Consider the following 2,867-nt stretch of genomic DNA (forward strand, 5'->3'; position numbering starts at 1 on the left):
GGCGCTGTGGAGTCCTAGCTATTCGGCTGGCTCTGTAGGCGGTGCTCCTTTGGAGATCCTGAAGCAATACATCCAAACTCAAAGCCGCCCTGGAAGGGCGGGGCTTGAATCCCAATGATTTTGGTCAGCAAGGTCTCTATCGCTAGGTCACTGTAGGTATTCGACGCGCCTCGCTTGCCAGTCTTTTGCTTGTTCTTCCAGGCGCTCAGCACCCCTTCATCTATCCAAACGGTCAGGCTCCCTCGGGCCTCCAAGGCGGCGTTATACTCTGACCAGTTGCAGATGCGGTAGCGGCTTGTCATGCTCTCCCTTACTTCGACTATTATCTCAACCGTATCGATTTATTCTTGCTCATCACAACTGCCTATCGAACGATTTGTGCAACAAAGCCATGGCAACTTGTAAATTGGGTAGGTTGCCGTAGCCGCGCAGATTGGGTAGGTTCAGGATTTCTTCGGTGAAGATTACTGGTTCGTTGAAAGTGGAGCGATGATCGTAGTAGGAATTCAGCTGACTGACCGATAGCCAGGCTTCTACCATTTCCTGCTCGGTGCCATCGGCTAGCTCAAAGGAAGTTGTGCCAACAATTTGGTTGCCTGCGTTGATAAGGTTGGTGCTGGTAGGAATAGCGCTAATGCGAGTAATGCCAAGTTCTTCTAGCGTATAGAGTTCGTTGACATCGGATCGCCCATCCTGGTCGAGGTCTCGCCACACCTGAAGCTTAGAAAAGTTAGCATCGGCAGCATCAATAAAGCCGTTGGCATCGTCATCAATGGCCTGGAGTTCAACAAAGCCGCTGGTTGTCGGGTTGCCAAACAGTTCTGAGATGTCATTGATAAAGCCGTCGCCATTGCGGTCGAGCACTAGCAGTCCGTCGTCTGACTGCACCCAGCCCGTCCTTTCGCGGAAGCCATCGCCATCGATGTCAAAGTAGGTCGTCGAAGTTTCTAGGGCTGTTAGCTCAATCCCATCGCCGTCGAGGTCGAGAATTAGCGGGTCTACTCGCGGTGGTCTTGCGTGGCCTACCCCTGCGTCAAACCCATTGCTTGCGTCATTGGCATAGGGTGGTGGTGTTGCTGCTGCAGCGGGAGGAATTCCAAGAGATGATATATCAAATTTTGAACCTATGTTTGCTCCAAAAGCTAGTCCTGCCCCTAAAGAAGCAAGACCTGTGCTAACTACTGGCACAGGAATATATCGTGATGCTGCGAAGGCTGCTAAAGCAGCACTCGACGCAAATATACTACCTGTCTCACCACCGAACTTAGTAGCAGCAAAACCAATGGCAGTTCCACCAGCAAGACCACCCACTATGGATAATCCAACAGCAGCAGGTGCTACAATAATAGTGCCTTCTGGGTCGATAAAGCTGATCGGATCGTTATTTACATACCGATAAAAGTTAGTATCCTTTCCTTGCAGACCAATCGGGTCACTAGCTACAAACCTTCCCGTGTCACTGTCATAAAACCTTGCCCGCATAAAGTCCAAACCGTTGGCTTCTTCGGTAACGCCCCACTGTCCGACGAACTCAAAGGAATTGTCAATGGTCTCTATCTCATAGAAATCTTCTCCAAATGGACGATAGCTGTAGCTGTTAAGGTTCGTTCCGGCTGTACCTGTCAGCCCTGCTGTTGAACCAGTGCCGTCAAAGTCATAAAAAGCCGTATCGCTGCTGGCATCAGTGCGGCTCACTAAGCCTATACCGTGGCTGTATCGGGCCACTAGGTTACCGCTATCGTCATATTCAGCAAGTACGTCTCCATAGCCAAAGGGATCGATTAGATACTCCGTGCGCTGACCGTTGTAAACCGTGGCAGTGCGATTGCCAAAAGCATCATATTCGTACTGGGTAACGTTGCTATCTGAATCGACCACTTCAACCAAGCGATTGCTGTCGTTGTAGCTATAGGCCCAGGTTTGGTCGCCTTGAATTTTAGCAACTAGATTTCCATCTAGGTCGTAACTGTAGTTTGTTGTCCCGGCGCTTTCGTACTGATTGAGGTTATTGGCGCTGTAATTTTCTGCGACTCCATTGACTATGGACTGAATGCGATTGCCCGCAGCATCGTAAACATAGGTCAAATCTTGACTGGGAATGTCAGGATTGGTTGAAGCAAACACCGCACCGGTCAGCTGCCCCGCTAAATCGTAGGTATAACTCCAGGTTCCATCTAGAGTCGCTACTGCGGTGCGTCTGCCCAAACTGTCGTAGGTGTAATCGAAGCGAGAGTTGACCGTATCATCAGCCCTAGAGTTGACCAGGCTAATCAACTGTCCTACAAGGTCGTAGCTGTAGGTCGTGTAAGTACCATTACCATTAGTTTCCTTTGCTAATCTTCCCGTAGCGCTGTGGTAATCATAGTCAACAATTAAATTACCATCGCCATCGGTTAGCTTATCTAACCTGCCCAGGTGATCGTAGCCATAGTTGGTTGTGTAAGTATTTGCACCATCTTGAATAGTAATTTGAGTTTTTCTACCTAGCTCATCAAAATCATAACTAGATATAAGCCCATTAGAATTGCTGATATCGAGATTCTCTTCGGCTTGGTTAAAGTTGAATCGGGTAGTCTTCCCACTAATATCATTGCTAATAGAAGTAAGAGAGCCGTTAGTTCCGGTATATTCATATGTAAGAATCGATCCATCGCTATCAGTTTCCTTGGTGATTTGATACTGGTCATTATACTCGTAGGCAATCTCCTGACCGCGACGATTGACAGACTTCGTTAACAATCCATTGGCATCATAGAGATATTTGTTTTGAGTTCCATCTTCATAGGTAATGCTAGTGAGATTGCCGCGACTGTCATAGCCGTAGAGAATATCGTTGCCGCGAGCATCTGTAAAACCGCTCAGGTTAT

The 2,867-nt window shown here is 48.3% G+C and carries 2 protein-coding genes and 1 pseudogene; 1 reads left to right on the plus strand and 2 read right to left on the minus strand.

Translation table 11 applies throughout. From position 1 onward, the window contains the following. Window positions 1–118 (plus strand): transposase (locus tag IQ241_RS26895; protein WP_193912521.1); only part of this gene is annotated, 118 nt, incomplete at its 5' end. Window positions 119–122: 4 nt separating this feature from the next. Here the strand turns inward: IQ241_RS26895 and IQ241_RS25915 are convergent. Together IQ241_RS25915 and IQ241_RS25080 are read right to left on the minus strand one after the other, a co-directional pair. Continuing rightward, window positions 123–302 (minus strand): annotated as a pseudogene (locus IQ241_RS25915) (transposase); the annotation flags it as partial. A 52-nt stretch (window positions 303–354) separates the two neighbouring features. After that, window positions 355–2,867, minus strand: a 2,513-nt coding sequence (locus tag IQ241_RS25080; RefSeq protein ID WP_193912523.1) for an RHS repeat protein, incomplete at its 5' end; no start/stop codon positions are given.

This window comes from Vasconcelosia minhoensis LEGE 07310, assembly GCF_015207255.1.
GTDB lineage: Bacteria > Cyanobacteriota > Cyanobacteriia > Phormidesmidales > Phormidesmidaceae > Vasconcelosia > Vasconcelosia minhoensis.